Raw genomic sequence first — 20,890 nt, 5'->3', positions numbered from 1 at the left:
ACTCAGCTCCCTCGCGCCGTTGCCGGAGCCTGCGGAGGTGACGGCGTGAGCGCTCGCGAGGCTCTGCTGGTCACGCACACGGGCAAGGCCAGCAACAACGACCATGCCCGCACGGTGGCGGCGGATCTGCTCGACAACGGATTCACGGTACGCGTCCTCGCCGACGAGGCCCGCGAGCTCGCGATCCCGCGGGCCGTGCCGGTCACCGGCGAGGAGGCGGCGCAGGGCGTCGAGATCGTCTTCGCGCTCGGCGGCGACGGCACCCTGCTGCGCGCGGCCGAGCTGGCCCGGCCGGCCAAGGCGCCGCTGCTGGGGATCAACCTCGGCAAGGTCGGCTTCCTGGCCGAGGCCGAGATCGGCGACGTGGACAAGGCCGTGCGGGAGATCGTCGAGGGCACGTACACGGTCGACGAGCGGCTCACCATCGACGTGTTCGCCGAGCACGCGGGGCGGCCGGTCGGCAGCTCGTGGGCGCTGAACGAGGTCACGGTCGAGAAGGGCGCCCGGGAGAAGATGCTGGAGCTGCTCGTCGAGGTGGACGGGCGGCCGTTGTCGCGGTACGGCTGCGACGGCGTGGTCTGCGCGACCCCGACGGGTTCGACGGCGTATGCGTTCTCGGCGGGCGGGCCGGTGGTGTGGCCGGAGCTGGAGGCGCTGCTGCTGGTGCCGATCTCGGCCCACGCGCTGTTCAGCCGGCCGCTGGTCATCTCGCCCGACTCGACGATCACGGTCAACGTCGAGCCGTTCACGAGCTTCGCGCTGCTGTCGTGCGACGGGCGGCGAGTGATGGATCTCGCTCCCGGCTCCACGGTGACGGTGCGCCGCGGCGCCCTCCCCGTCCGGGTGGTTCGCCTGCGTGAACGCCCGTTCACCGACCGTCTCGTGGCCAAGTTCGGCCTGCCGGTCCAGGGGTGGAGACACAACAAACGGCACGGCTGACGGCGCTCGGTGGCCGGGCCGTCTGCGTGTCCGAGCGTTCACCGAACGAAGCCGGGCGCAACAAACGGCACGGCTGACGGCCCTGCTGAGTGGAGAACTGTCGTAGACCGCGGCTAGTCTTCCTTCCGTGCTGGAGGAACTCCGCATTACCGGACTCGGCGTGATCGAAGACGCCACCCTGCCCCTCGGCCCGGGCCTCACGGTCATCACGGGCGAGACCGGCGCGGGCAAGACCATGGTCGTGACGAGCCTCAACCTGCTGTTCGGTGGCCGCGCCGACGCGGGGCGGGTGCGCGCCGACCCGGGCCGGGCCACCGTCGACGGCCGGTTGACGCTGCCCGCGCACGTGCGGGCGGCGGTGGAGAGCCGCATCGCCGACGCGGGCGCCGAGGTCGACGACGACGGCACGCTGCTCATGAGCCGCACGCTGACCGCCGAGGGGCGCTCGCGGGCCCACGTGGGCGGGCGGACGGTGCCGGTGTCGCTGCTGGGCGAGGTCGGCGAGCGGGTGTTCGCGCTGCACGGGCAGTCCGACCAGCTGCGGCTGCTGCGCCCGGCCGAGCAGCGGGGCTCGCTGGACCGCTACGCCGGGGCCGAGCACGAGAAGCTGCTGGGGCAGTTCGCCGAGCTGTACAACCGCTGGCGGGCCGTGGAGGACGACCTGGCCGACCGGCGGGCCAACGCGCGCCAGCGCAGCCAGGAGGCGGAGCTGCTCAAGCTCGGCCTGGACGAGATCACCCGCGTCGATCCGCAGCCCGGCGAGGACGAGCTGCTGCGCGAGGAGGCGCAGCGGCTGGAGCACGTCGAGGGCCTGCGCTCGGCCGCGCAGCTGGCGCACGTGGCGATGTCCGGCACCGGCGACGGCGGCGACGACGTGGCCGACGTGCTGAGCCTCATCGCGACCGCCCGGCGCACCCTGGAGGCGCAGTCCGGCGTCGACCGGGTGCTGGGCGAGCTCGCGGCCCGCCTCGACGAGGTCGCCACGCTGGCCGGGGACGTCTCCGTCGAGCTCGGCACCTACCTGGCGTCGCTCGACGCCGACCCGGGCCGCCTGGAGGAGGTCTACGAGCGGCGGGCGGCGCTGCGGGCGCTGACCCGGAAGTACGCGGAGGACGTCGACGGCGTCGTGGCCTGGGCCGATCACGCCCGGACCCGGCTGGCCGAGCTGGACACCTCCGACGAGCTGCTCGAGGAGCTGGACCGGGAGCGGCAGCGCCTGCACGGCGAGGTCGCGGAGCTGGCGGCGGTGCTGTCCGCGGCCCGGCACGAGGCCGCGGGCCGGTTCGCCGCCGACGTGACCGTGGAGCTGGCCGGGCTGGCGATGCCGCACGCGCGGATCGAGGTCGTGGTGCAGCCGAAGCCGGCCGGCAACGGGCCGAGCATCCCGACGGCGTCGGGGACGGACAGCGGGGTCGGGCCGGACGGGGCGGACGACATCGAGCTGCGGCTGCTGCCGCACCCCGGGGCGCCCTCGCAGCCCCTGCAGAAGGGCGCGTCGGGCGGTGAGCTGTCCCGGGTCATGCTCGCGATCGAGGTCGTGTTCGCCGGGGTCGGTGGCCCGCCGACGCTGGTGTTCGACGAGGTCGACTCCGGTGTGGGTGGCACGGCCGCGGTCGAGATCGGCAAGCGCCTGGCCCGGCTCGCCAGGGATCACCAGGTCCTGGTAGTCACGCACCTTCCGCAGGTGGCGGCCTTCGCGGATCGGCATCTGGTCGTGGCGAAGGACACCGGCGGCGCGGTGACCACGAGTGGGGTCACCGTGGTGGAGCACACGGATCGTGCTCGCGAACTGGCACGGATGCTGGCCGGCCTGCCGAACTCCGACCTGGGCATCGCGCACGCCGAGGAGTTGCTGTCGGTGGCGGATCGGGAGAAGGCGCAGGCCTGATCCTTTTCTCAGGGCCGGGGGCCGGGGGCAGGGGTCTGCCCTTGGCGCGCGGTTTCGGAAGGGGTTGCGCGTCGTCGGCCCGCCTGACCGGCGCGCACAAAAGACAAATCGCAGACGCCTTGCGTTTGAGTCGTCGCTCTACGTTTGGGCGGTGGCGTGGGTTTTGCTCGTGGTGTTCGTGGTGGCGGGGCTCGATGCCATCGTGCCGCTGTCGCCCAGTGAGTCCACGCTGATCACGGTCTCCGTCGTGTCCGGGACGACCGGGCATCCCCATATCGGACTGGTGATCTTTGCCGCGGCGGCCGGGGCGTTCGTCGGGGACGTGCTGTCGTACCGGATCGGGGTGCGGGCCGGGCCCGGGGTGCTGCGCCGGTTGCAGGGCAAGTCGCGCGGGCTGGCCGCGTACCACTGGGCGCGGCGGACGCTCGACTCGCGTGGGGGACAGGTGCTGGTGTTCGCCCGGTACCTGCCCGGTGGGCGGTCCGCCTCCGCCCTGGCCGCCGGGGTGGTCGGGTATCCGGCGGGGCGGTTTCAGGCCTGGACGGCGCTCGGGGTGAGCCTGTGGGCCGCGATGGCCGGGTTCATCGGCTACGGCTGCGGGATCTACTTCGACGGCACCATGTGGAAGGCGCTGCTGGCCGCGTACGCGGGGGCGGGGCTGCTGCTCGTCGCGGCGGAGGTCCTGAGGCGGGTGTCAGCGCCGGCCGACGAGGAGGTTGACGCGGGTGCCGACCGGGGCGACGGTCTGGGCCAGGGTCGACTGCTCCAGGACGACCATGGGGCCGGCCGGGCCGATCTCGCGGATCACTCCGAGCTGGAGTCCGGCGGCGCGTAGGGCGGCCGCGGCCTCGGCCGGGGTCTTGCCGGCGAGGTTGGGCACGCGGGTCAGGCGGATCGAGGACAAGGTCTCCATCGGGCGCTCCCTCACAACTCCTTGTGCATACGTGAGGCCGGTCCGAGCGTCGTAAATACGCGCCCCGAGTGTCGGCTGGACGACATCGCGCGCCGGAGATCCAGGGTGACCGGCGTCACGCCGAAACGTGAATTGGGGCGTACCACCTGGTCGTGGACATGTCGTGCGCGGCTTTCGTCGGCCGTCCATGCCAGGATGGGGGAGATGCGACTTCCAACCTTGCGCCGCACCCGGCCCGCCGAGCCGGGTGTCATCGCCGGCGTCGTGCGGCTCGATCGGCGGACGAAGCGCCTGGTGGGGCGGCTGCGCCCGGGGGACATCGCGGTCATCGACCACGTGGACCTCGACCGGGTGGCGGCCGACTCGCTGGCCGCCTCCGGGGTGGCGGCGGTGCTCAACGCGAAGCCGTCGGTGTCGGGGCGGTACCCCAATCTGGGCCCGGAAGGTTTGATCAAGGCCGGCATCCCGCTCGTCGACGACCTGGGCGAGGAGCTGTTCGACCGGCTGCGCGAGGGCGAGGCGGTGCGCATCGAGGGCGACACCGTGTTCGTCGGCGAGGAGGCCGTGGCCAAGGGCGTGCGGCAGGACGCCGAGACCGTCGCGCTGGCGATGGCCGACGCCCGCGAGGGGCTGTCGGTGCAGCTGGAGGCGTTCGCGGCCAACACCATGGAGTACCTCAAGCAGGAGCGCGCCCTCCTGCTCGACGGTGTCGGCGTGCCGGAGGTGCAGACCCAGATCGCCGGGCGGCACTGCCTCATCGTCGTCCGCGGCTATGACTACAAGGCCGACATCGACGTGCTGCGGCCTTACATCCGGGAGTACAAACCCGTCCTCATCGGGGTCGACGGGGGAGCGGACGCGCTGGTCGAGGCCGGGTACACGCCGGACATGATCATCGGCGACATGGACTCGGTCAGCGACGACGTGCTGCGCTGCGGGGCCGAGATCGTCGTGCACGCGTATCCCGACGGGCGCGCCCCGGGGCTGGCCCGGGTCCAGCGGCTCGGGGTCGAGGCGATCACCTTCCCGGCCGCGGCGACCAGCGAGGACATCGCGATGCTGCTGGCCGACGAGAAGGGCGCCTCCCTGCTGGTCGCGGTGGGCACCCACAACACCCTGATCGAGTTCCTCGACAAGGGCCGCGGCGGGATGGCGTCGACGTTCCTGACCAGGCTGAAGCTCGGCGGCAAGCTCGTCGACGCGAAGGGGGTCTCCCGGCTGTACCGCCAGAGCCTCTCCGGCTCCTCGCTCGTCCTGCTGCTCGCCTCGGCGATCGCCGCCATGGCCGCCGCGCTCGCGGTGACCACGATCGGCCGGGCGTATCTGAGCGTCATCGCCGAGTGGTGGGACAACCTGATCTTCACGCTGTTCTCGTAGACGGGCCGCAACGACTGTGATCAACTTCCGGTACCACGTGGTGTCGCTGGCCGCGGTGTTCCTGGCCCTGGCGATCGGCCTCGTCGTCGGCACCGCGGCGGCCAACGGCCCGCTCACCGAGAACCTCAACGAGCAGGTCAACACGCTCACCGACGACAAGCAGCAGCTGCGCGACGACCTCGAGCAGTCCCGGGCGGAGCTCAAGAAGAACGCCGACTTCGCCTCCGAGGTCGCCCCGGTGCTGCTGGCCGGCAAGCTCGCGAACAAGAACATCCTGCTGGTCAAGCTCGAGGGCAGCGACAGCGGCGACGTGAACACCGCCACCGACGGGGTGGCCACGATGCTCGGCACCGCCGGCGCCAAGGTCGTCGGCACGCTCACCGTCAAGGACAAGTTCACCGCCCCGGCCAGCAGCGCCAACCTGCTCGACCTGGCCGAGTCCTCGGCCCCGGCGGGCGTCAGCGGCGCCCTGCCCAACCAGGCCAACGGCGTGGACACCTCGGCCGCCCTGCTCGCCTCGGTGCTGTTCGGCAAGGCCGGCACCCCGCAGGTCGAGGGCACCCGTACGGTGCTGTCGGCCTACGAGAGCAGCGGCTACATCGCCCTGGACGGCGACTTCAAGACCCCGGCCGAGGCGGCGATCATCGTGGCCGGCGCCCCGGCCAGCGGCAAGGACGCCAAGGACCGCAACACCGCCGTGCTGACCATCGCCACCCGCTTCGACATCAGCGCCCGGGTGGTCGTGGCCGGGCTGTCGGCCAACGGCCTGGTGTCCTCGGTCATGGGCGACGCCTCGGTGGCCAAGTCCATCTCGACCGTCGACAACGCCGTCACCGCGTACGGCCAGGTCGCCGCGGTCATGGCGCTGACCGAGCGGCTGGCCGGCAAGGCCGGGCACTACGGTAGCGGCGACGGCGCGACCAGCCTGCTGCCCAAGACGGCGAGTGTGAACACCAATGGTTCGTAGGTTCATCAGCGGTGCCCTGGCCGGCCCGGTCGGCGGCGGCGTCGCCCGCGCCGTGCTGCGCGCCCTGCAGGGACACCCGAAGCTGGAGCGCACCAACTTCCGCGGCCGCACCGTGTCGCTGGCCGGCGGGCCCGCCCTCGCCGCCGGGGCCACGGCCGGCGCGATCGTGCACCGCCCCGAGCACGCCGCCGCCAGCGCCGTCGCGGGCCTGGCCTCCGGGGCCGTCGGGCTCTACGACGACCTGGTCGGCGGCCGCCCCGAGCACGCGGCCAAGGGCTTCCGCGGCCACCTGGGCGCGCTGCGCGAGGGCCGGGTGACCAGCGGCCTCGTCAAGATCGCCGGGGTCGGTGCGGCCGGGCTGGTCGCCGCCGCGCTGCTGCCCCGCAAGCGGGCCGTCGACGTGGTCCTCGGCGCCGGCGTGATCGCGGGCGCGGCCAACCTGTTCAACCTGCTCGACCTGCGCCCCGGGCGTGCCCTCAAAGCGGGAATCGCCGTCGGTACCCCCCTGGGCGCGTCGGGCCCGCTCGGCGCCGCCGGCGCGCTGCTGCCCGCGGACCTCGACGAGGAGATCATGCTCGGCGACGCCGGGGCGAACGCGCTGGGTGCGCTGCTCGGCGTCGCGTACACGGCCCGCACCGGCACCGCCGGCCGGCTCGCCGCCCTCGCCGGGATCGTGGCGCTCACCGCGGCCAGCGAGAAGGTCAGCTTCACCAAGGTCATCGAGGGCAACCCGGTCCTGAACAAGATCGACCAGTGGGGCCGGCGCAAACCGTCGCCCTATCCGCGACCGCGCGGGTGACGAAGAGCCGGCTTTTCGGTGCGGCGGCGCTCGTCGCGGCGCTCACCCTGCTGAGCCGGATTGCCGGATTTGCTCGCATTCTGGTGTTCAACTCGTCGGTCGGCCCGACCCGGCTGGGTGACGCCTACCAGGCCGCCAACACCATCCCGAACATCATCTTCGAGCTGGTCGCCGGGGGTGCGCTGGCGAGCCTGGTCGTGCCGCTGCTGGCGGGCCGGGACAAAGCGAGCGTCGGGCGTACCGTCGGCGCGCTCCTGACCTGGGTCGTGCTCATCCTGACGCCGATCGCGCTGCTCGTGGCCCTGTTCGCGCACCCGCTGGTCGGCCTGCTCACCAGCGGGCAGCCGGCGGAGGTCACCGATGCCGGGGCCAGGATGCTGCGGGTGTTCGCGCCGCAGCTGCCGCTGTACGGGATCGGGATCGTGCTGACCGGGGCGCTGCAGACGTACCGGCGGTTCGCCTGGCCGGTCATCGCGCCGCTGCTGTCGAGTCTCACGGTGATGGCCGTGTACATCGCCTTCGGGGTCGTCGCCGGGCGCGGGGCGGCCCTGGACAGTGTGAGCGGCGGGGAATTGTTGCTGCTCTCAGGCGGTACAACGGCGGCGGTTGCGGTTCTTTCGCTCTGTCTCATCGCGCCGGTGAGCCGGCTCGGGCTGCGGGTGCGGCCGGCCGCGCGGCTCGACGTCGGGGCCATGGCGACCCTGAAACCCCTGGTCGTCGCCGGGATCGTGACCGTCGGCACCCAGCAGCTCGTGCTCGGGCTCGCGATCAACCTGGTCAGCTACAGCCCGGACGACGGCGCGATCGTGGTGTACAACCTGGCCCAGACGATCTTCCTGCTGCCGTGGGCGGTGCTCGCGGTACCGGTGGCGACCACGGCTTATCCCGCGCTGGCCGAGCACGGTGCGGCGAAGGACCGGGCCGGGTTCGCCGCCGCGCTCGCGCCGGCCGTGCGGGCCGTGGTGCTGCTGTGCTGCCTCGGCGCCGCCGCGCTGGTCGTGCTGGCCCGGCCGATCGCGGCCCTGCTCGCCGCCGCGTCCTCGCATCCGCCGGCGGTCGGGCCGCTCGCCGCCGGGATCGCCTGGTTCGCGCCCGGGCTGCTCGGCTACGGCCTGTTCGCCCTGCTCTCGCGCGCCCTCTACGCCGGCGGGAACGCGTACGCGGCCGCCGTCGCCGTCGCCACCGGCTGGGCCGCGGCCGCGGTCGCCGCGCTGAGCCTCGCCAACGCGCTGCCGATCGGGGACCGGGTCGCCGCCGTGGCCGCCGCGAACTCGATCGGCATGCTGGTGCTGGGTGGCGCCCTGCTCGTGGCCGTCGGGCGGCGGGCGGGGGGCGAGGCGCTGCGGGGTACCGTGCGAACGACCGTCATCTGCGTCACGTCCGCGCTCGTCGCCACCGCCGCGGGCCTGGCGGTGCGCACACAGCTGGCAACCCCGGGTGTCGGCGGGGCCGTCGCGCAGGGCATGCTGTGCGGAGTCGTGGTGGCGGTGGTGTTTCTCGCCGGGGCGGCGGTCGCGGACCGCGGGACCCTGCAGCGGCTCGTCGGGAGAAGGGACGGATAGTGGGCGCCCGCATCGCGTTGGTCCTGGCCTCCAGCACGGGCGGCATCGGCCGGCACGTCGCCATGCTCGCCGAGGGCCTGGTCGCGCGCGGCCACGAGGTCAGCGTGCACGGGCCCGCGGCCACCGAGCAGCAGTTCGGCTTCGACGCCCGGGGCGCCCGGTTCGTGCCCGTGGAGATCCCGGCCAGCCCGCAGCCCGGCGACGTGCTCGCGGTGCGCGCCCTGCGCCGGTCCGTCCGCGACGCCGACGTGATCCACGCCCACAGCCTGCGCGCCGGGCTCGTCGCCGCCCTCGCCCGCGTCGACGGCACCCCGCTCGTCGTGACCTGGCACAACCTGGTGCTCGCGAGCGGCCTGCGGGCCCGGATCTACAACCCGCTGGAGCGCCGGGTCGCGCGGACCGCCGACGTGACCCTCGCCGTGTCCAGCGACCTGGCCGCCCGGGCGGGCGAGCTGGGGGCGCGGGATGTGCGGCTGGCGAAGGTGCCGGCGCCGCTGCTCCGCCCCAGACAGCGCACCCGCGAGCAGGTCCGCACCGAGCTCGGCGCCGAACCCGGCCAGCCGCTCGTCCTCGCCGTCGGCCGGCTGCACCCGCAGAAGGGCTTCGAGACGCTGGTCTCCGCGGCCGCCCGGTGGCGCGACCGGGACCCGGAGCCGTTCACCGCGATCGCCGGCTCCGGCCCGTCCTACATGTCGCTGGCCCAGCGCATCTCCGTCGAGCACGCCGCGGTCCACCTGCTCGGCCACCGCGCCGACGTGCCCGACCTGCTCGGGGCGGCCGACCTCGTCGTGGCCACCAGCGTGTGGGAGGGCCAGCCCCTGTTCGTGCAGGAGACTCTCGCCGCGGGTGTACCGCTTGTGTCGACCGCCGTCGGCGGCGTGCCCGAGGTCGTCGGGGCGGCGGCGCGGCTGGTCCCGCCGGCCGACGTCGACGCCGTGCACGACGCCGTCGTCGGGCTGCTCGACGACTCCGACGCCCGCGCCGAGCTCGCGCGCCTCGGCCTGGAGCGGGCCGCCACCTGGCCCACCGAGCAGGACGCCGTCGACCAGGCCGAGGCGGTGTACGCCCAGCTGCGCGCCGCCCGCGGGACGCGCTGATGCGCCACTGGCTGCATCGGTTCTCCCCGGCACTGCTGGCGCTGCTCGCCGGCCTCATGGGGGTGGCCGGGCTCATCCCGCGCCCGGCCGCGGTCCCGGCCCAGCCGACCGCCGACTACGTGATCATCGTGGGCGTCGCCGGGCTGCGCTGGGACGACGTGAACGCCTCCGACACCCCGGCGATGTGGCAGATGGCGCAGGGCGGCGCGATCGGTGCGCTGTCGGTGCGCTCGGCCCGGCGGATCACCTGCGCCGGGGACGGCTGGCTGACGCTGGGGTCGGGGAACTTCGCGGTGTACACGCCGGGCGCGGTCACCCCGGTCTGCCCCGGGCTCGAGGTGCCGATCAAGCAGGACGGCTCCGCGGCCACGCTGCCCGACCAGAGCGACCTCGTGAACCGGCAGCGGGGCCTGCACTGGGGCGCGCAGCCGGGTGCGCTGGCCGAGGGCGTGCGGTGCACGACGGCGATCGGGCCGGGGGCGGCGATCGCGGCGGCGCGGCCGTACGGGCGGGTGGACAAGTACTCCGAGGGCCTCGACGACAGCCTGCTCGACGCCTGCGCCCTGACGCTCGTCGACCTCGGCGAGATCGCGGGGGACGACCCGGTCTCGCGGGCCGCCGACGCGCGCCGGGCCGACGCCGCGCTCGCCTCGGTGCTGGCCGCGCGGCCCGAGCACTCGGTGGTGGTCCTGGCCGGGCTGTCGGACCTCGACGCGACGAGCCGGCTGCACGTGGCGATCGCGCAGGGGCCCGGGTTCACGGGCGGCTGGCTGACCTCGCCGTCGACGTCGCGGCCGGGGTACATCCAGGTCGTCGATCTCGCCCCGACCGCGCTCGCGGCGCTGGACCGCCCGATGCCGGGGCGGCTCTTCGCCGGCGGGGCGGCCTCCACGATCGCGAGCGGCCGTCCCACGGATGTGGCGGCGGCGGTGAGCCGGCTGGCCGACGCCGACCGCGAGGCGAGCGTGCAGCGGCGCGTGGGGACCAATTTCTTCACCACGCTGGTGGTGGCTCAGCTGCTGTTGTTCGTCGCTGTCGTACCGCTGCTGCATCGCGCCCGCCGCCCGGCCGGGCCGCTCACCCGGCGGCCGATTCCGCGCTCGGTGGTGCGGGCGGCGGAGGTGTTGCTGATCGCCGCGTCGCTGGCCGTGCCGGCGGCGTTGGTCGCGGACCTCCTGCCGTGGTGGCGGTGGTCCGGTCCCGGTCTTGGCTTCGGGGGTATCACGCTTGCGGTCACCGGCGTCGCGACGTTCGCCATTGCGTTTCTGACGCGGCGGAGCCGGGCGATCGCGCCGCTCGGGGGTGTGTCGGCGGTGGCGGCGCTGGCCGTGGCGTTCGATGTGCTGACCGGGTCGCGGCTGCAGCTCAACGGGGTGGCCGGGTACTCGGCTGTCCTCGGGGGGCGGTACGCCGGAGTGGGGGTCATCGGGCTTGGGCTGCTCGTCGCCGGGGCGTTGCTGGGCGGGGCGGCGCTGGCGCAGCGGTTCGAGCGGCGGTGGCGGCCGTTCGTGATGGCGGTGATCGGGGCCGTCGGGATCGTGGTGATCGGGAGCCCCTATCTCGGGGCCGACGCCTCCGGGGCGGTGGCGCTGACCGCGGGGATGTGTGTGGCGGCGGCCATGGCGGTGGGCGGGTGGCTGACGATCACCCGGTTGTTGTGGGCGGCTGGGGCGGCTTTGTTCGTGAGCTCCGGGTTTGCGATTCTCGATCTCTTCCGGCCGGAGGAGCAGCGGAGTTCTGTCGGGCGGCTGCTGGTGCGGACGCAGGACGGGACGGCTGGGTTCATCGCCCGGCGGATCGCGGAGGCGGATGTCGTCACGACGGTGACGTCGCCGTTGACGGTTCTGGTTCTGGGAACGCTGGTGTACGCGACGTTCGTGCTGTTGCGGGACTGGGGTGGGTTGCGGCGGTTGCTGGGGGTGTTCCCGCCGGTGCGGGCGGCGCTGTCCGGGATGGTGGTGGCCTGCCTGCTGGCGGGGGTTGTTGAGGGGGTTTCGTTCAACGTGCTGGGGGCGGCGTTGGCGACCGCTTTGCCGCTGGTGATCCTGTCCTGCTTGCGGGTGTTGGAGCATGCGGACGACCGGACGCCGGCGCCTCGGGTTTCTGAGGCGGTTTTGGAGAGCTGATCTCCGGGTGCATTGAGGTGCCTGCACCCTGGTCGTGGGTGGCGCGGTGGGATGGAATTGTTTTTGCGCGGCGGCTCATGGATCGGGGATCAGGGGGTGGTGAGGATCGGGGCTTCCAGGGTTCGGGATCGGCCGCGGAACTCGGCCAGCACGACGCCATCGGAACGGCGGACGGTGACGTCGTAGAGGCCGGATCGACCGCGGCGGGAGCGTTCCACCGCGGTGGCCGAGAGCTCGTCCCCGGCGCGGGCCGCTTCGAGGAACGAGACATCGGCACCCGCGGCGACGGTGACGCGTCCGTAGGTGTTGCAGGCGAAGGCGAAGGCGGTGTCGGCCAGCAGGAAGACGTACCCGCCGTGGCCGATGGCGTGGCCGTTGAGCATGGCGGCGGTCACCGTCATCCGAGCCTCGGCCCGACCCGGAACCACGTCGTGAATCGAGATGCCGAGCGCTTGAGAGGCGGTGTCGTTTGCATACATGGTCTTCGCGCAGGCCTCGGCGAGCTCCTGCGGGGTGAGCTCGCCGCGGACGACCGGTCCGGCTGGGGCTGCGCGGCCTTGCTCGACCGGTTCGATCGGGGTTGCGAAGTCCCGGTTGGCCGCAGTCTGGGGAACGGCGCCGCCTCGGTTGGCTGTTGCCTGGGGAGCGGCGCTGCCTCGGTCGGCCGGTCCGGCCGGGCCAGCCCGGGTTGCGCCGTCGCGGTCGACCGGTCCGCCCGAGGTTAGGGCGCTGCGGCTGTCCGGTTCGCCGGGGGTTGCGCCTTCGCGGTCGGCCGGTCCGCGCGGGGCTGCGCTGGCGCGGTCGGCCGGTCCGCGCGGGGCTGCGCTGGCGCGGTCGGCCGGTCCAGCCGGGGTCGCGGCGCTGTGGCTGACCGGTTCGGCCGGGGTTGCGGCGCTGTGGCTGACCGGTTCGGCCGGGGTTGCGGCGCTGCGGTCGACGGGTCCTGCCGGGATTGCGTTACCGCGGTCGAACCGTGCGCCTGGCGCTGTGGCGCTGTGGCCGGCCGGTTCGCCCGGGGGTGCGCTGCCTTGCGCGGCCGGTTCGATCGGGGTTGCGTGGTCCCGGTTGGCCGCAGTCTGGGAAACGGCGCTGCCTCGGTTGGCCGTTGCCTGAGGAACGGCGCTGCCGCGGCTGGCTGTTGCCTGGGGAGCGGTGCGGCCTCGGTCGGCCGGCGGCTGGGGGGCCGCGCGGCCTTCGTCGGCTGGGGTGGGCGTTGTCACTCGGCGGAAGCCGCCGGGCGGAGGGTCTTCCAGTTCTGGGCCTTGGCCTGGGCGGCGGCCAGGACGCCGATGACGCAGGCCGCGTTGGTGATCTCGCCGGACAGGGCCATCCCCACGGCCTCGTCCAGGGCGATCCAGTGCAGTTCGAGGTCGGCTTCCTCGTGGGTGCGCTCGTACGGTTCGTCGGACGTGACCGGGCCCACCTCGCGGGCCAGGAAGAGGCGGATCTTCTCGTTCGAGCAGCCGGGAGTCGTGTGGACCTCGGCCAGCAGGTCCCAGCGGGCCGCGGCCAGGTCGGCCTCCTCGGCCAGTTCGCGGGCGGCCGCGTCGACCAGGGACTCGCCGGGGACGTCGATCAGGCCGGCCGGGAGTTCCCAGAGGACCTGGCGGACGGCGGGGCGGTACTGGCGTACCAGCGCGACCCGCCCCTCGCCGTCCAAGGCCACCACGCCGACGGCTCCGACGTGGACCATGTAGTCGCGGTCCACGACCTCGCCGCCGGGCATCTCGACCGCGTCCGTGACGATGGAGAAGACGCGGTTGCGCATGCGCTCCGTGTGGGAGCGCACCTCGTACGTGCTCATGCGTCCACCGTTTCCAGTTCCACGGGCAGGCGGTCGGCGGCGTTGTAGGCCACCGCGGCGCCCACGAAGGCGGCGAACAGGGGGTGGGCCCGGGTCGGGCGGCTCTTGAGCTCCGGGTGGGCCTGGGTCGCCACGAAGAACGGGTGCTGCTCGCGGTCCAGCTCGACGAACTCGACCAGGCGGCCGTCCGGGGACGTGCCCGAGATCTGCAGGCCGGCGCCGGTCATCGCCTCGCGGTAGGCGTTGTTGACCTCGTAGCGGTGGCGGTGGCGCTCCGAGACCTCGGTCTCGCCGTAGGCGTCGGCGGTCAGGGTGCCGGGGGTCAGGACCGCGGGGTACGCGCCCAGGCGCATCGTGCCGCCCAGGTCGCCCTTGCCGGCCACGATGTCGTGCTGGTCGGCCATCGTGGAGATGACCGGCTCCGTGGCCTCCGGGTCGAACTCCAGCGAGTTGGCGCCCTTGATGCCGGCCACGTGGCGCAGGACCTCGATCGTCATGCACTGCAGGCCCAGGCACAGGCCGAGGGTCGGGATGCCGCGCTCGCGGGTGTACTGGGCGGCTCCGATCTTGCCTTCGATGCCGCGGACGCCGAAGCCGCCGGGGATGATGACGCCGTCCACGCCGGCCAGGGCCTGGGCGGCACCCGCCGGGGTGGTGCAGGCGTCGCTGGGGACCCAGCGGATCTCGACCCGGGCGCGGTGGGCGAAGCCGGCGGCGCGGACGGCCTCCGTCACCGACAGGTACGCGTCGGGCAGGTCGACGTACTTGCCGACGATCGCCACGGTGACCGTCTGGCGCGGGTGGTGCACGCGCTCGAGCAGGTCGTCCCACTTCTTCCAGGCCACGTCGCGGAAGGAGAGGCCGAGGCGGCGCACGACGTAGGCGTCCAGGCCCTCCTCGTGCAGGACCCGGGGGATGTCGTAGATGGACGGTGCGTCCGGCGCGGACACCACGGCTTCCGCGTCGACGTCGCAGTACAAACCGAGCTTGTTCTTGGTTTTTTCCGGGATCTCGCGGTCGGAGCGGCAGACCAGCGCGTCGGGCTGGATGCCGATGCTGCGCAGGGCCGCGACCGAGTGCTGGGTCGGCTTGGTCTTCAGCTCGCCGCTCGGGGCCAGGTAGGGCACCAGGGAGACGTGCAGGAAGAAGCAGTTGTCGCGGCCGATGTCGTGGCGGACCTGGCGGATCGCCTCGAGGAACGGCAGCGACTCGATGTCGCCGACGGTGCCGCCGACCTCCGTGATCACCACATCCGGGGCCACGCCGTCGGCGTCCGGGGCCGACATGGCCCGGATCCGCGCCTTGATCTCGTTGGTGACGTGCGGGATGACCTGGACGGTGTCGCCGAGGTACTCGCCGCGCCGCTCCTTGGCGATGACGGCCGAGTAGATCTGGCCCGTCGTCACGTTCGCGTTGCGCGAGAGGTCCTGGTCGAGGAAGCGCTCGTAGTGCCCGATGTCCAGGTCGGTCTCGGCACCGTCTTCGGTGACGAACACCTCGCCGTGCTGGAAGGGGTTCATCGTGCCGGGGTCGACGTTGAGGTAGGGGTCGAGCTTCTGCATGACGACCCGCAGCCCGCGTGCGCTGAGCAGGCTGCCGAGGCTGGAGCCGGTGAGGCCCTTGCCGAGTGAGGACGCGACGCCCCCGGTGACGAAGATGTGCTTGGCCTGCCGGCGCGCACCGGTCCGTACTTCAGAGGACAAAGCCTGCTCCCGTGGGGTTCGTCACGCTGCCGAGTCAGCGATCCACGGGAGTCCAGCCTAACACCAGGTAAACGGCGGTGCAGAAGACGCACCGAGCGTCACACGCGTCACACGACTGAGTGTCACCGAATGGTGGCGATATCGCGACTTTCCCAGGTCAGGCGCTCGGGGCGGGTGCGCGCCACGATCAGCATGGCCCGGCCCAGCTGCTCGGTGGTCGTGGCCCAGCCGGGTGCGAACCGCACCAGGAGCGCGGCGAGCGGGCTGAGGGCGGTGTAGGCGATGCGGTACCAGCGGACCCTGGTCCGCACCCCGTGCAGCGGGCGGATGAAGCCCGGCCGGAACGCGTATCCGGCCAGGTCAAGCGCGATCACGTCATCCTCCGTGCGGCCCTTGACCCGCTGCCACATCTGCCGGCCGGAGCGGTTGGTGCCGGTCCCGGAGACGTAGACGAAGACCATGCCGGGGCTCTGCTCGGCCATCCGGCGGGCCGCGGCCAGGGTGAAGTCGTAGGTGATCCGGGTGTAGTCGGCCTCGCTCATGCCGACGGAGCTCACGCCGAGGCAGAAGAAGCAGGCGTCGTACCCGCCGAAGTCGACCGCCGAGAAATCGCCGAAGTCGCCGTGGACGACCTCGCGGACCTTGGGGTCGGACACGCCGGTCGGGGTGCGGGTCACCACCAGCACCTCGGTCACGTCGGATGCGAGCAGGCACTCGCGCAGCACACCTTGGCCGACCATGCCGGTGGCCCCGAAGACGATGACCTTCATGGGTGTCATTGTGCTGCCTACTGGGCTCTGACGGCGCTCAGCGTCGCGTTCTCCAGCGTCGTGTACAGGTCCGAATCCGTGAAGTTCGCGCCCGTCTCCTCCCCGATGTACACGTCGACGTGCTTGTTCCCGCCGAGCCCCGGGGTGAACTCGTCGACGATCGTCCACGTCGGCGCCTTGAGCTTCGCGCACACCTCGGCCGTCACCTCGGCCGTGCCGCAGCGCTGGATGGTGAACCGGCTGCCGGCCCCGAGCGCGCCGGCGTCGGCGGCGGCCGAGATCCACGGGCGCAGCGGGCGGCCGTCGGTGTCGCGGGGTGCCGTGTCCATCCAGTAGCCGGTGTCGTAGGACCAGTTCAGGTACCGGCCGTCGGTGGTCTTGCCGGTGCCCTCGTCCTTGACCGCCTTGACGAACGAGGCCGGGAAGCTGCCGAGCCTCTGCTGGTTGCGGTTCTTGCCGCAGTCGATCGTGGGGCAGCCGGTGACCTCGGTGCTCTTGTCGGTGTGCAGGCTCTGGACCGCCGTGTAGTAGACGGTGACCTCCCACCCGGCGAGCTCGACGACCTTGCCCGTGACCTGGGGAATCGGCGGCGTCGCGGAGCCGGGATAGGCCCCGGTCCCGGGTGGGTGACCGGGGGTCTCGCTGACCTGGGCCGCGGGTGGCGTGTCGTCGCCGCCACAGGCTGCCAGGACCAGCGCGGTGGCCAGAGTCAGGACGAAACGCGACATATACGAAGTATCACTCGTCCGGGCGTCGGCGTTCCTGCTTCCGCCGAGCCGTGTGCCGTTTGGACTCCAGGCGCCGCTCCACCGCACCCTTTGAGGGTTTCGTCCTTTTCCGCGGCCGGGGTGGCGGGGCGATCGCCGCCGCGATGACCGCGGCGAGCCGCAGCTCGGCCGCCCGCCGGTTCTGCAGCTGCGACCGGTGCTCCGACGCCGTGATCGACAGGACCCCGTCGACGAGCCGGCCCGCGAGCCGCTCCAGGGCCCGGTCCTTGAGCTCCTCCGGCAGCGCGGCCGTCGCGAGCAGGTCGAACCGCAGTTCGACGCGCGAGTCGGAGGTGTTGACCGACTGCCCGCCGGGGCCGCCGGAGCGGCTGAACCGCCAGCTCAGTTCGGCCCGCGGCAGGGCGAGGTCCGCGGTCACCGGCAGGTCGTCATCCATGGGGTCAAGGATGCGGGGCGCGGAATGCAGTTTGCACCCCAGGGTGACTTGGCGACGGCTCGGGGAAACCTCGATGTACGCTCAGCGAGGCGAGACGCAGCGGAAAGGTGACACCGTGGCTGAAGCCGTTCAGACGACGGCGCTGCTGGTCGAGGATTTCGACGTCGCACTCATCACCCCGATCCGCCACGCGGTGAGCCGGGGGGCCGCCGTTGCGGGACTCGAGGGCCAGCGGCTCGAGGACTTCGTGCTCGCCGTGAACGAGATCGTCACCAACGCGGTCCGGCACGCGGGCGGCGGCGGGACGCTGCGGCTGTGGACCTCCGAGGGCACGCTGCACTGCGAGGTCGTGGACAAGGGCGCCGGCATCCCGACCGAGCGGCTCAACGGCGACGGCGCCCTGCCGCCCAGCAGCGCGATCAGCGGGCGCGGCCTGTGGCTGGCCCGGCACCTGGTCGACGACGTGACCGTGACGACCGGCGAGGCCGGAACAATTGTGCGGCTGAGCAGTGCGGTGGAGGACTAGCATCCGGGCGTGCTGCGACCCGAGTACCCGATCCGGACCGAGCGGCTGACGCTGCGCCCCTTCGCCGAGGACGACTACGCCGACCTGCACCTGATGACCGGCGACCCCGAGGTCGTGCGGTACCTCTACGCCGAGGTCCACAGCCCGGACGAGACCCGCGCCGCGCTGCAGCGGCGGATCGGCCAGACCGAGCTGACCGGGGAGGGCCAGTGGCTGGTCCTCGCCATGCAGGCCGAGCCCGAGGGGGAGCCGCGGGTGGTCGGGCAGGTGGTGCTGCGCTGGGCCAGCGCCGTGCACCGGCAGGGCGAGCTCGGCTTCACCATGAGCCCGGCCTTCCAGGGCCGCGGCTACGCCCGCGAGGCGGCCGAGGCGATGCTCCGCGTGGGCTTCGAGCAGTTCGGCCTGCACCGCATCTACGCCGCCTGCGACACCCGCAACGCGCCCTCGTGGGGACTGCTGACCCGGCTGGGCATGCGGCGCGAGGCGCACTTCGTCGAGGACGAGATCTTCAAGGGGGAGTACGGCGACCAGTACATCTACGCCATGCTCGACCGCGAGTGGACGAAGCGTCAGACCTCGTCCACGTAGCGCCAGGCCCCGCCGACCTTGAGGAACCGGCTGCGGTCGTGCATCCTGCCGGAGCGGCCGTCGGTGACGAACCGGGCCTGGAACTCCACGACCCCCTCGCCGTCGAACAGGCCGCCGCCCTCGCTGGCCAGGATCGTCAGCCCCTGCCAGTTCTGGTCGGCCTCCAGGGTCAGCGCCCGCGGCTTGGTCTTGTCGTGCCAGGTCCGCAGCAGGAACTTGCGGTCGCCGACGACGTAGGCCGAGTACCGCGCCCGCATCAGCAGCTCGGCGCTCGGCGGCTCGGCACCGCGGTGGTACTTCCCGCAGCACTCGTCGTAGGGCTCGCCGAGGCCGCAGGGGCAGGTGTCGGGCAAGGTCATGTCGTGCATTGTTCCCGATGGGCCTGGGGCGACACCCCGCGGACACGCTTGAACGCGGCGCTGAGCGCGAACGCGCTGCCGTAGCCCACCCGGCGGGCGACCGCGGCGAGCGTGGCGTCCGGCTCCAGCAGCAGGTCGGCGGCGAGCGCGAGGCGCCAGCCGGCCAGGTAGGCCATCGGCGGCTCGCCGACCAGCTCGCCGAAGCGCCGGGCCAGCAGCGCCCGGGACACCCCGACCTTCGCGGCCAGCTCGGCGACGGTCCAGGGCAGCGCCGGGTTGTGGTGCAGCAGCTGCAGGGCGGGCCCGACGACCGGGTCGGACTGGGCGCGGTACCAGCCCGGGGCCCCGGACGCCGGCCGGGCCAGGAACGTCCGCAGCGCGGTGATGAGCATCAGGTCCAGCAGCCGGTCGAGCACCGCCTCCTGCCCGGGCCGGTCCTTGGCGATCTCGTCGGCGAGGAGCCCGACCAGCGGCGTGTCCCACTCCTCCCGCCGCACGACGAGGACCCGCGGCAGCGCGGTGAGCAGCCGCCGGCTCACCTCGCCGGCCAGCTGATAGGCGCCGGTCAGGATGAGCGTCGGACCTTCAGCGTCGGTACCCCACGTGCGCACACCAAGGTGCATCAACTCGGCGAGGTCCTGGCCGTCCGGCGTGGTGCAGCGCTGCCCCGGATGGATCACGATTTGCGGGGCGGTCCCGGGCGGCTCGGCCACCGTGTACGGCTCCGGCCCGCGGATCACCATCACGTCCCCGGGCCGCGCGGCGACCGTCTCGCCGTCGTCGCCGACGTAGTACGCCGCGCCGCGCACCACCGCCGCGACGGCGAGCGCGGCCTCGTCGCGGATGCGCAGCGACCACGGCGGGGTGAGCACCGAGCGCAGCAGGAAGGCGCCGCGCGCCCGGGGCCCGTCGAGCAGTGCCGTGAGCGCGTCCACCCCTTCACCGTAGACGGTGACGTATGCGTTCGCGCGCCTCGGCCATGGTGCGTCTACGGTACAACCGATTCACTGAGATGCATGAGAACCGTCGTCCTCGCCGCCACCACACTGCTCGTCGGCCTCTCCGCCGGCGTCTTCTTCGCCTACTCGACCTCGGTCATGCTGGCGTTGCACAAGCTCGACGACCGCACCTTCATCGACGTCATGCAGAAGATCAACTCCGCGATACTCAACGGCTGGTTCCTGACCGTGTACGTCGGGGCCCTGCTGCTGGCCATCGTCGCGGTGCTGCTGCACCTGTCGGCCGGGCACCGCGCCCCGCTGCCGTGGCTCCTGGCGGCGCTCGTGCTGTACGGCATCGTCTTCATCGTCACCGCCGCGCTCAACGTGCCGATGAACAACACCCTCGACGCCGCCGGCCCGGTGGCCTCGATCGCCGACCCGGCCGCGGTGCGCGCGGCGTTCGAGGGCCCGTGGGTCGGCTGGAACCTGGTCCGCACCGTGGCCTCGGCCAGCTCCCTGCTGACCGTGGCGATCGCGCTGCTCAGAGCGTGATGGCGCGCTTGGCCCGGTTGGACGGGCTGGCCGGGACCGTGTTCCGGCAGCCCTAGCCGAGCGGCTGGAAGCCCCAGCGCTCGTCCGCGGCGCCGTTGCAGTCCCAGATCACCATGATGGTGCCCGGGGCGGGGTTGCCGGCCTGGATGCTCGTGCAGCGGTTGCTGTTCGCGTTGTACATGCGGTAGCCGCCATTGTCCGGCACGAGCTTGAACAGCTGGCCGGTGTCGGCGTGGCAGTCCCACAGCCAGACCTGGGCGCCCTGGTCCTTCGAGTTGTTGCTCACGCTCAGGCAGCGGTTGTCGGCGGCGTTGACGAACTGGAACGTGTCGCCGGCGTCGCCGATCTGCTGCGGCACCCACATCTCCGTGGGGTTGTTGCCGTCGCAGCCCTGCTGGGTCGCGTTGCCGCCGTTGCCGCCGTTGGCCTGCAGGCACAGCCCGGAGTGGGCCGGGCGGATCAGGGTCGGCTTCGCGGCCAGGATCGGGGCCTTCTTCGCCGGCGGCGTCGGGCTCGGGGTGGGGCTCGCCGACGCGGCGGCCGAGGTCGGCGGGGGAGCGGCGGGCGGGGCCGAGGACGCCGGGGCCGAGCCGGCCGGGGCCTGCGGTGCGCTGGTCGACCCGGAATCGCTGGACATGAACGCCTGGACCCCGAAGATGATGCCCGCGACGACCGCGAGCACGGCGAACGCGGCCGCGCCGATGAGCAGCTTGTCGGGCTTCGGCGCAGGCAGCGAGGGGCGGGGGCCGCCGTAGACGGTCATGGCCGCAGAGCATAGATCACCCATGTCCTGGACAACCTGTCAATCTCGCTGC

General features: G+C 72.9%; 21 protein-coding genes and 1 pseudogene. 12 read left to right on the top strand and 10 right to left on the bottom strand.

Going from position 1 to position 20,890, the window contains the following annotated elements; all coding sequences use genetic code 11:
• Positions 1-45 precede the first annotated feature (45 nt).
• From ACQPZ4_RS39785 to ACQPZ4_RS39775, 3 genes and pseudogenes are all read left to right on the top strand, one after another.
• Positions 46-939 carry an NAD kinase gene (locus ACQPZ4_RS39785; protein WP_433048092.1) on the top strand — a complete coding sequence of 298 codons (894 nt, stop codon included), beginning with the start codon at positions 46-48 and terminating at the stop codon, positions 937-939.
• A 127-nt stretch (positions 940-1,066) separates the two neighbouring features.
• Positions 1,067-2,827 carry a DNA repair protein RecN gene (recN, locus tag ACQPZ4_RS39780; RefSeq protein WP_433048089.1) on the top strand — a complete coding sequence of 587 codons (1,761 nt, stop codon included), beginning with the start codon at positions 1,067-1,069 and terminating at the stop codon, positions 2,825-2,827.
• Positions 2,718-3,359: pseudogene (locus tag ACQPZ4_RS39775) on the top strand (DedA family protein); the annotation flags it as partial. The gene recN and the pseudogene ACQPZ4_RS39775, both read left to right, overlap by 110 nt.
• A gap of 162 nt (positions 3,360-3,521) precedes the next feature.
• Here ACQPZ4_RS39775 and ACQPZ4_RS39770 read toward each other — a convergent pair.
• The gene (locus ACQPZ4_RS39770; RefSeq protein WP_433048086.1) at positions 3,522-3,740 is read right to left on the bottom strand and encodes a PASTA domain-containing protein; all 219 of its coding nucleotides are present in this window, start codon (positions 3,738-3,740) and stop codon (positions 3,522-3,524) included.
• Positions 3,741-3,944: 204 nt separating this feature from the next.
• On the opposite strand from ACQPZ4_RS39770, the gene steA reads away from it, so the two are divergent.
• The 6 genes from steA to ACQPZ4_RS39740 are packed head-to-tail and all read left to right on the top strand — an operon-like array spanning position 3,945 to position 11,668.
• Entirely contained in the window at positions 3,945-5,117 is a 1,173-nt protein-coding gene (gene steA, locus ACQPZ4_RS39765; RefSeq protein WP_433048083.1) for a putative cytokinetic ring protein SteA, read from the top strand.
• Between the two features lie 16 nt (positions 5,118-5,133).
• The gene (locus ACQPZ4_RS39760; protein WP_433048081.1) at positions 5,134-6,084 is read left to right on the top strand and encodes a copper transporter; all 951 of its coding nucleotides are present in this window, start codon (positions 5,134-5,136) and stop codon (positions 6,082-6,084) included.
• A complete protein-coding gene (locus ACQPZ4_RS39755; protein ID WP_433048078.1) occupies positions 6,074-6,883 on the top strand; it encodes a hypothetical protein in 810 nt (269 codons plus the stop codon). Before ACQPZ4_RS39760 ends, ACQPZ4_RS39755 begins: the two co-directional genes overlap by 11 nt.
• Positions 6,838-8,445, top strand: a complete 1,608-nt coding sequence (gene murJ, locus ACQPZ4_RS39750) for a murein biosynthesis integral membrane protein MurJ (protein WP_433048075.1) — start codon at positions 6,838-6,840, stop codon at positions 8,443-8,445. The genes ACQPZ4_RS39755 and murJ overlap by 46 nt, the downstream gene beginning before the upstream one ends.
• Positions 8,445-9,542 (top strand): glycosyltransferase family 4 protein, encoded by a 1,098-nt coding sequence (locus ACQPZ4_RS39745; RefSeq protein WP_433048072.1) that lies wholly within the window; start codon positions 8,445-8,447, stop codon positions 9,540-9,542. Before murJ ends, ACQPZ4_RS39745 begins: the two co-directional genes overlap by 1 nt.
• The gene (locus tag ACQPZ4_RS39740; RefSeq protein ID WP_433048069.1) at positions 9,542-11,668 is read left to right on the top strand and encodes a hypothetical protein; all 2,127 of its coding nucleotides are present in this window, start codon (positions 9,542-9,544) and stop codon (positions 11,666-11,668) included. Before ACQPZ4_RS39745 ends, ACQPZ4_RS39740 begins: the two co-directional genes overlap by 1 nt.
• Before the next feature lie 89 nt (positions 11,669-11,757).
• Here ACQPZ4_RS39740 and paaI read toward each other — a convergent pair whose 3' ends face one another.
• From paaI to arfB, 6 genes are all read right to left on the bottom strand, one after another.
• Positions 11,758-12,147 carry a hydroxyphenylacetyl-CoA thioesterase PaaI gene (gene paaI / locus ACQPZ4_RS39735; protein ID WP_433066843.1) on the bottom strand — a complete coding sequence of 130 codons (390 nt, stop codon included), beginning with the start codon at positions 12,145-12,147 and terminating at the stop codon, positions 11,758-11,760.
• 737 nt (positions 12,148-12,884) lie between these two features.
• Positions 12,885-13,472 carry an NUDIX domain-containing protein gene (locus ACQPZ4_RS39730; protein ID WP_433048066.1) on the bottom strand — a complete coding sequence of 196 codons (588 nt, stop codon included), beginning with the start codon at positions 13,470-13,472 and terminating at the stop codon, positions 12,885-12,887.
• Entirely contained in the window at positions 13,469-15,175 is a 1,707-nt protein-coding gene (locus tag ACQPZ4_RS39725) for a CTP synthase (RefSeq protein ID WP_433048063.1), read from the bottom strand. Before ACQPZ4_RS39725 ends, ACQPZ4_RS39730 begins: the two co-directional genes overlap by 4 nt.
• A gap of 122 nt (positions 15,176-15,297) precedes the next feature.
• On the bottom strand, positions 15,298-15,945 hold the full coding sequence (locus ACQPZ4_RS39720) for an epimerase (RefSeq protein WP_433048060.1): 648 nt from the start codon (positions 15,943-15,945) through the stop codon (positions 15,298-15,300).
• Between the two features lie 17 nt (positions 15,946-15,962).
• Positions 15,963-16,673, bottom strand: coding sequence for a hypothetical protein (locus tag ACQPZ4_RS39715; RefSeq protein ID WP_433048058.1), 711 nt, complete (start codon positions 16,671-16,673; stop codon positions 15,963-15,965).
• A gap of 10 nt (positions 16,674-16,683) precedes the next feature.
• The gene (arfB, locus tag ACQPZ4_RS39710) at positions 16,684-17,109 is read right to left on the bottom strand and encodes an alternative ribosome rescue aminoacyl-tRNA hydrolase ArfB (RefSeq protein WP_433048055.1); all 426 of its coding nucleotides are present in this window, start codon (positions 17,107-17,109) and stop codon (positions 16,684-16,686) included.
• A 115-nt stretch (positions 17,110-17,224) separates the two neighbouring features.
• Between arfB and ACQPZ4_RS39705 the strand changes: the two genes are divergently transcribed.
• A complete protein-coding gene (locus tag ACQPZ4_RS39705) occupies positions 17,225-17,635 on the top strand; it encodes an ATP-binding protein (protein WP_433048052.1) in 411 nt (136 codons plus the stop codon).
• A 9-nt stretch (positions 17,636-17,644) separates the two neighbouring features.
• Entirely contained in the window at positions 17,645-18,223 is a 579-nt protein-coding gene (locus ACQPZ4_RS39700) for a GNAT family N-acetyltransferase (RefSeq protein WP_433048049.1), read from the top strand.
• Here the strand turns inward: ACQPZ4_RS39700 and ACQPZ4_RS39695 are convergent.
• A complete protein-coding gene (locus tag ACQPZ4_RS39695; protein ID WP_433048046.1) occupies positions 18,205-18,582 on the bottom strand; it encodes a YchJ family protein in 378 nt (125 codons plus the stop codon). The genes ACQPZ4_RS39700 and ACQPZ4_RS39695 overlap by 19 nt on opposite strands.
• Positions 18,579-19,517, bottom strand: coding sequence for an AraC family transcriptional regulator (locus ACQPZ4_RS39690; protein WP_433048043.1), 939 nt, complete (start codon positions 19,515-19,517; stop codon positions 18,579-18,581). The genes ACQPZ4_RS39695 and ACQPZ4_RS39690 overlap by 4 nt, the downstream gene beginning before the upstream one ends.
• An 81-nt stretch (positions 19,518-19,598) precedes the next feature.
• Between ACQPZ4_RS39690 and ACQPZ4_RS39685 the strand changes: the two genes are divergently transcribed.
• Positions 19,599-20,075 carry a DUF1772 domain-containing protein gene (locus tag ACQPZ4_RS39685; protein ID WP_433048040.1) on the top strand — a complete coding sequence of 159 codons (477 nt, stop codon included), beginning with the start codon at positions 19,599-19,601 and terminating at the stop codon, positions 20,073-20,075.
• A 52-nt stretch (positions 20,076-20,127) separates the two neighbouring features.
• Here the strand turns inward: ACQPZ4_RS39685 and ACQPZ4_RS39680 are convergent, their stop codons facing one another.
• On the bottom strand, positions 20,128-20,838 hold the full coding sequence (locus tag ACQPZ4_RS39680; protein ID WP_433048037.1) for an RICIN domain-containing protein: 711 nt from the start codon (positions 20,836-20,838) through the stop codon (positions 20,128-20,130).
• Positions 20,839-20,890: the final 52 nt, after the last annotated feature.

Origin of the sequence: Dactylosporangium sp. CS-033363 (genome assembly GCF_050942475.1) — a bacterium.
Lineage (GTDB): Bacteria > Actinomycetota > Actinomycetes > Mycobacteriales > Micromonosporaceae > Dactylosporangium.
Note: the sequence above shows the minus strand (reverse complement) of the source record. Positions and strands in the feature narration are given on the sequence as shown.